At 45.9% G+C, this 6,428-nt stretch carries 5 protein-coding genes and 1 pseudogene; 1 reads left to right on the forward strand and 5 read right to left on the reverse strand.

From position 1 onward, the window contains the following. Positions 1–152, reverse strand: a pseudogene (locus C6Y40_RS11100) (IS5/IS1182 family transposase); the annotation flags it as partial. A gap of 326 nt (positions 153–478) precedes the next feature. Continuing rightward, a complete protein-coding gene (locus C6Y40_RS11105) occupies positions 479–1,501 on the reverse strand; it encodes an IS110 family RNA-guided transposase (protein WP_105934647.1) in 1,023 nt (340 codons plus the stop codon). An 84-nt stretch (positions 1,502–1,585) separates the two neighbouring features. On the opposite strand from C6Y40_RS11105, the gene C6Y40_RS11110 reads away from it, so the two are divergent. After that, the gene (locus tag C6Y40_RS11110; RefSeq protein ID WP_105934648.1) at positions 1,586–3,601 is read left to right on the forward strand and encodes a TonB-dependent receptor plug domain-containing protein; all 2,016 of its coding nucleotides are present in this window, start codon (positions 1,586–1,588) and stop codon (positions 3,599–3,601) included. Positions 3,602–3,644: 43 nt separating this feature from the next. Here C6Y40_RS11110 and C6Y40_RS11115 read toward each other — a convergent pair whose 3' ends face one another. From C6Y40_RS11115 to C6Y40_RS11125, 3 genes are all read right to left on the reverse strand, one after another. Continuing rightward, a complete protein-coding gene (locus tag C6Y40_RS11115) occupies positions 3,645–5,057 on the reverse strand; it encodes a heavy metal sensor histidine kinase (RefSeq protein WP_044447536.1) in 1,413 nt (470 codons plus the stop codon). Next, positions 5,047–5,724 carry a heavy metal response regulator transcription factor gene (locus C6Y40_RS11120; protein WP_044447541.1) on the reverse strand — a complete coding sequence of 226 codons (678 nt, stop codon included), beginning with the start codon at positions 5,722–5,724 and terminating at the stop codon, positions 5,047–5,049. Before C6Y40_RS11120 ends, C6Y40_RS11115 begins: the two co-directional genes overlap by 11 nt. 234 nt (positions 5,725–5,958) lie before the next feature. Beyond that, a partial coding sequence (locus C6Y40_RS11125; RefSeq protein ID WP_146129521.1) for an IS66 family transposase occupies positions 5,959–6,428 on the reverse strand: 470 nt, incomplete at its 5' end.

Consider the following 6,428-nt stretch of genomic DNA (forward strand, 5'->3'; position numbering starts at 1 on the left):
CCATTGCCAGCTTTAGGATAAAAGGGTTCAATCACTTCCAGCAGTTGAGGCCACGGCAGCAGTTTATCCATTCTGGATAAGAATATCTCTTTACGGGTCTGGCGGCGCTTGCTGGAAAACTCACTATCGGCAAAAGTTAACTGTTGGCTCATGGGCGGTAATGGCTGTGATTTACTATGCAGCTATGATCTCACATCGGGGACTTATTCGCATCTTGTATGGACTCCCCTCGTTTTGCAAGAGATAACTGCTGGCACTATCGGTTTAACTGCTTGCTTGTATCCGGCCTCATAATCTGTCTTTTCTCGACAGGGACCCTGATGGAGATCCGCTCGACAGCGCCTAATTTCCCTAACGGCCTATTATGGCCCGGTGCGAACGCAGGTTTAGCTGTCGTCGGTTCAACCTGTTGTGCCATCATGTCATACTCTTTGCAACTCTTTACTCTATACCCTGAATCGACTGCTTTAACTTGTGTTTATCGCGCTGGCATAACGCGGTATGCGGTGCCATTCGACAATATTGACCAAATTATCCTTGCGTGTTTAGCGGCCAGCGCTACGGCTGCTTTGTTAAAACCACGTCGTTCTTTAACTGCTTTGACCCATAAGCTCTTTCGATCACTTTTCTTCTCAACAAATCGCATGACAGCACGAGCTCCATGTACCAATAAGGTTCGCAAATAAACATCGCCTCGTTTTGTAATTCTGCCTAAACGATTCTTTCCTCCTGAAGACCATTGCCGGGGAACTAATCCTAACCATGCGGTAAACTGTCTGGCGTTTTTAAATTGCCCAATATCACCCACGCTGGCTAACAACGCAGACGCAGTCAGCGGACCCACACCTTCAATTTCCATCAAGCGTTTTGCGTCCTCATCTTGTTGCACCTGTATTGTAATATCACGTTCATACTGTGCAATTTCACTGTCCAGGTCACACAGGCGTCTATATTGTCTGTGGATCAATGTTCGAAGCAGGTGTGGCAATCCATTTTCTGCATCCTCCAGCAACTCGGGCAGTAGCATGCGTAGCTTTTCACGTCCCAGAGGCAGCACTTCGCCAAATTCCATCAATAGCCCCCGAATCTGGTTGACTAACGCTGTGCGTTCCGAGACCAGAAGAGCGCGAATTCGGTGCATCGCCAATATAGCTTGTTGCTCTTCGTCTTTTATCGCTACAAACCTCATATCAGGCCGGGAAGCAGCTTCACATATTGCCTGTGCATCATTCTGGTCATTCTTATTCCCTTTGCGATACGGTGCCACAAACTGTGGAGCTATCAACTTCACCGTATGGCCTAATTTTATTAATTCTCTGGCCCAGTAATGAGCACTGCCGCAACTTTCCATTGCGACAATACAAGGCGGTAAATGAACAAAAAACGGTAAAAGGTCGGCACGTTTTATCGTCTTTCGAAGTGCTGGTTTTTCATGCTCATCAACACCATGCACATCAAAAACATTCTTGGCTAAATCCACCCCAATACGCATAATAGTCATAGGACTCTCCTCATTGATTAACGATATTTACCTTAATCATGGCACATCGATGCCGATTGTGAGGGGAGTCCATCCCATTCCCTAGTGGAATTTAATAAAGGTCAATATTATGAAGGGGATGGCGCAACGACGATGGTCGCGGGCAATGTTGGGTTGCCATTGACTGATCAAGGGTTTGTCAATCTCTCTCTAGAATATCGAACGGCCGATCCCACGTCACGAAGCGTACAACGCGATGATGCGGCGGCGCTGATTAACAATGGCAACACGTTCGTTGAAGATCCGGCGCAAGTCTGGGGGAGTCCTGAAATAAAAGGGGATCTTAAGTTTTTTGCCAATGCAGGTTTGGAGCTTGATCAAAACAGTGAAGCGTATTTATTTGGTAACTATGCGAGACGAGAAGTGGAGGGCGGGTTTTACTTTCGAAACCCACACAACCGCGGTGGTGTCAATGATGGCGGAACCAATGACAGTGGTGAGCAATTATTACTGGTAGCCGACTTGACGCCAGATCTATCGGGCAACTGTCCGACCGATATAGCCGTCGGCTCAAATGTGCTAGAAAACCCTGTTTATATCAACCAAGTTGCAAACAATCCTGATTGTTTTGCATTCAACGAACTCTTTCCTGGTGGATTTACCCCAAAATTTGGGGGGATCGTTACTGATGCTTCATTGGTTGTTGGTACTCGTGGAGAATTGGATAACGAGCTAAATTACGATGTCAGTGGTGCTTATGGTACTAATGAAATCGATTATGCCATTAGCAACACCATAAATCCGTCATTAGGACCGGATACACCAACATCGTTTAATCCCGGGCGCTACATTCAAACAGAAGCGAGCTTCAATATCGACATCAATAAGTATATTGATATTGGCGGGAATGAACCGTTGTTCTTAGCCGGGGGCATTGAATATCGATATGAAGCGTTTGAAGCCATCGCTGGGGATCCAAAGTCCTACGAAGTAGGCCCTTTAGCCGCACAGGGATTTGGTATCGGTTCAAACGGCTTTCCTGGGCTAGCCGCTCGGTTCCAAGGCAAGAATAGTCGTAATAGCGCAGCGCTGTATATTGATTCGGAGTATTTCTTTAGCGACGATTTTATGGTGGGAGCAGCTATTCGGTACGAGGACTTTAGTGATTTTGGTGACACAACCAAAGGCAAGTTGTCTGCGCGCTATCAACTGAATGAAACCGTCGCAATACGCGGCGCCATTGCAACTGGATTCAAAGCGCCGACCATAGGACAATCGAATGTACGAAACGTCACTACCGCGTTCAGTGCAACGGGATTGGTTGATAGAGCCACGCTGCCGCCGTCGGATCCGATTTCCATTCAAAAGGGGGCAACGCCCCTCCAACCTGAGGAATCTACGAGCTACAGTGTGGGATGGGTAGGAGAATTTGAAAATGGGCTATTTGTTACCATCGATTACTTCAATATTGAAGTTGAAGATAGGATCAGCACAACGTCGGGGATCACCCTCACGCAAGCGGATATCAATGCGCTTCTCGCCCAAGGCGTCACTGACGCATCGAGTTTTAGTGAAGTAAGTTTCTTCACAAATGACTTTGCAACGTCAACACAAGGTATTGATGTCGTCGCTAATTATTCAATGGAAATGTTGGGAGGAGATACGGTTTTCTCGTTTGCGGGGAACTGGACCGATACAGAAGTTGATGATGTTAAAACGTTCGATGTGAATGGTGAGCAAGTCCAAAACATTTCACCCACTCGCATTCGAATGATTGAGGATAATTTGCCTGAATACCGCTTCAGCCTGACTGGCAATCATACGAATGGCGATTGGCGGGTATTAACGCGCCTTAATTATTTTAGTGACATTTTTGAAGATCACATCGATGCCGGTTTACCCATAGAGGAAGTGGGTGCGGAATACACGGTCGATTTTGAAGTTGGTTATCATATTAATGAATCATTTATTATGACACTAGGCGCTCGAAATGCGTTTGATAACCTCCCTGATGAAAATGTGCTTTATGATACCGAAGTGGCGGGTTCAAAGTACCCAACGACGTCACCCATTGGCATTAACGGCGGTTTCTATTATTTAAAAGGCGTGTATACCTTTTAGTCCAACGGGCGTCTCGAACTAACACTTGCGTGTGTTCGAGGCGTCAGCTACGCAATGGAAAGATGACCGTGAACGTGGTTGCCTGCTCATCTGATCCCACTTGTATATGTGCACCGTTAACTTCAAGAACAGATCTCGCAATGGTTAATCCTAATCCAGCGCCTTGCCCGTCACGTTTTCGAGATGGATCCGCGCGGTAGAAACGATCGAAAAGGCGAGAAAGTTGAATGTCAGGGATCTTATTACCTGGGTTTGAAATCGATATCAATGCTTCGTTATCCTGTATTTGAGTAGATACGGTTACTTCTGCATTATCGGGAGTGTACCGAATGGCATTAGATAACAAGTTGCTCAGTGCTTGTCGAAACATCGATTTGTCGCACATTAACGTTATTTTGTGACCAATAAGTTGAATGCTGATGTGCTTCTCTTCGGCCAAGAGCTCAAAGTATTCGATTAATTCACCGATTTCTTTCTGACAGTCTATCCGCTCAGCGTTGGGTTTGATCAAGCCATGCTCCGTTTGTGCTAGTAACAACATGTCACTGACCATTTTCGACATTCGCTCGTACTCTTCTAAGTTAGAATATAAGATGTCAGTGTATTCATTCGTCGAGCGTGGTTGATTGAGTATGACTTGGGTCTGTGTAGTCAGGTTGGTGATAGGCGTTCTTAGTTCATGAGCTATGTCAGCGGAAAAATGGGACAGCTGCTCAAACCCGCTTTCAAGTCTCTCAATCATCGCATTAAAGGACTCCACCAGATTAGCAAGCTCCACTGGGACTTCGGTGGGTTCCAACCTGATATCCAATTTATCCGCGGTGATGGAACCGATTTTGCGACTGAGACGTCGTAAGGGGGAGTGACCACGATAAACAGCAAACCGCGCGGCTAAGATCGTAATAGCCCCAGACAATACAATGATCCCCCACAATGTTGTCTCGAAGTCTTCCATATAGTTCATATGAAATTCCATGTTCGAGGCAACGATGACTTGATAATGTGTTTGGCTGTTGCCGTCTTCAATACGCACGGTTATTTCCGTTGCCCGTAACATATGTTCGCCGTCGAAAAAGAGGCTTAACATGGATGGCGTTATTTGTTCTATTTCATACGTATCCCCAGGGTATTTTTCTAGCACCGCGCTCTCACTGCTAAAAATAACTTCGTTGTCTTTATTTTTAACTAAATAATAGACACCGTGATGCCCAGAGACAGCTTGGAATAATATGCTAGACGGTGCGACCCCTTCATTATACGCTGTATTAAGCTTGCGTTTCACGGCTAGAAACACCTCATTCAGCTCATCTGCATCCTGCTCTTCAAAATGCTGAGCAATAGATTGCTGCACCATAAGACTTATAAACGTTAGGCAAACAAAGATAGTGAGCCCAACGAGTATAGTGACTCGAAAGGCGAGAGAGCTTGGTCGCTTTGATAGATCCTTAAGATTCATTAATACACATTTTATATCCCATCCCACGCACAGTCTGAATGAGCTTTGGTGAAAAGTCATCATCGATTTTTGCTCGAAGACGGCGAATGGCGACATCAATCACATTGGTATCGCTATCAAAATTCATATCCCATACTTGAGAGGCAATAAGAGAACGTGGCAACACTTCTCCTTGGCGTCTCACCATTAATTCTAATAAGGTGAACTCTTTAGTTGTCAGGTTTATTGTGCGCCCACTTCGCGTGGCAATACGCGAAGGAATGTCGAGCTCCAAATCGGCTATGTGTAAAATATTATTGGGCACGGACGTGCCGCGGCGGATCAACGTACGCACACGCGCTAGCAGCTCAGCAAATGCAAACGGCTTCACTAAGTAATCATCTGCGCCGAGCTCTAAACCTTTAACACGGTCATTCACATGATCACGAGCAGTAAGAAAAAGAACCGGTGTATGATTGTTAGACTCTCGTAACGATGACAATATTTTCCAACCATCGATATCAGGCAGCATGACGTCTAAGATGATCAACTCATTTTCACCGAGCATGGCTTTGTGATGGCCATCGAGGCCGGTCCGAACTAACTCAACAACAAAGCCCGATTCGGCAAGGCCTTGTTTGATGTAGTCTCCAGTTTTTGTTTCGTCTTCAACGACTAATATTTTCATGCGATGTTCCGCCCGTGTTACTTATGATAAGCCCGCTTACAATATTAATGTACCTAACGAAACCGTGAAACGAAACACCTACTATGTAGGTCGCTTTGTAATTTCGCCGATGTCCAGATACTTTAATGTTGAGTGCACTAAATATGTTAGTCCTTAGGTAGCTGATTATGCAACGAAATCCTTGCTTTTAATCCATTATAATCGGTCTAATTGTTGTAACCGTTCAGCAGGGCCCTATTGACAGGCTGCTTTGAAGTCGCCGAGTAGAGGATAGGACGTTTTGTTTAACGTCGCTTCGAGAATGGCGCGGAGCCAATTCAGTGGATTCAGCTTTTGTTTCCGGCAGGTTTCTACAATGGTGAGTATACGTTGTCTGAACAGTTCCCCTCGGTGAGAACACACGCCATAGCTGCCTTTTCGCCACAGCACATAGCTTCGCAATGAACGCTCTGCTTCATTGTTAGTGAGGGGGACGCCATCGTGACTGAGGAACACCCAGCACATATCATCGTGTTTTAGCCGCAGCTTACACCGGTTCTGATAGCGGGGAGTAACACAACGCCTTGATGCCAGTTCAAGTTGTTCTCGCCAGGCGATACGCAGTTTTTCCATTCGGTCCCGGTATCGCTTTTCACTTAGTTCGTTACTCTCATACCGGTGTTGCAGCCGGAACAGTATGCGAATGAGCCTGACTAACGTTGTTC

It is taken from the genome of Marisediminitalea alba (assembly GCF_002993365.1).
Lineage (GTDB): Bacteria > Pseudomonadota > Gammaproteobacteria > Enterobacterales > Alteromonadaceae > Alteromonas > Alteromonas alba.

What these genes read in the sequence shown, in the direction of transcription:
- C6Y40_RS11105 (WP_105934647.1), bottom strand. Translation starts at nt 1,501, where the DNA reads ATGACTATTATGCGTATTGGGGTGGATTTAGCCAAGAATGTTTTTGAT.
- C6Y40_RS11115 (WP_044447536.1), bottom strand. Translation starts at nt 5,057, where the DNA reads ATGAATCTTAAGGATCTATCAAAGCGACCAAGCTCTCTCGCCTTTCGA.
- C6Y40_RS11120 (WP_044447541.1), bottom strand. Translation starts at nt 5,724, where the DNA reads ATGAAAATATTAGTCGTTGAAGACGAAACAAAAACTGGAGACTACATC.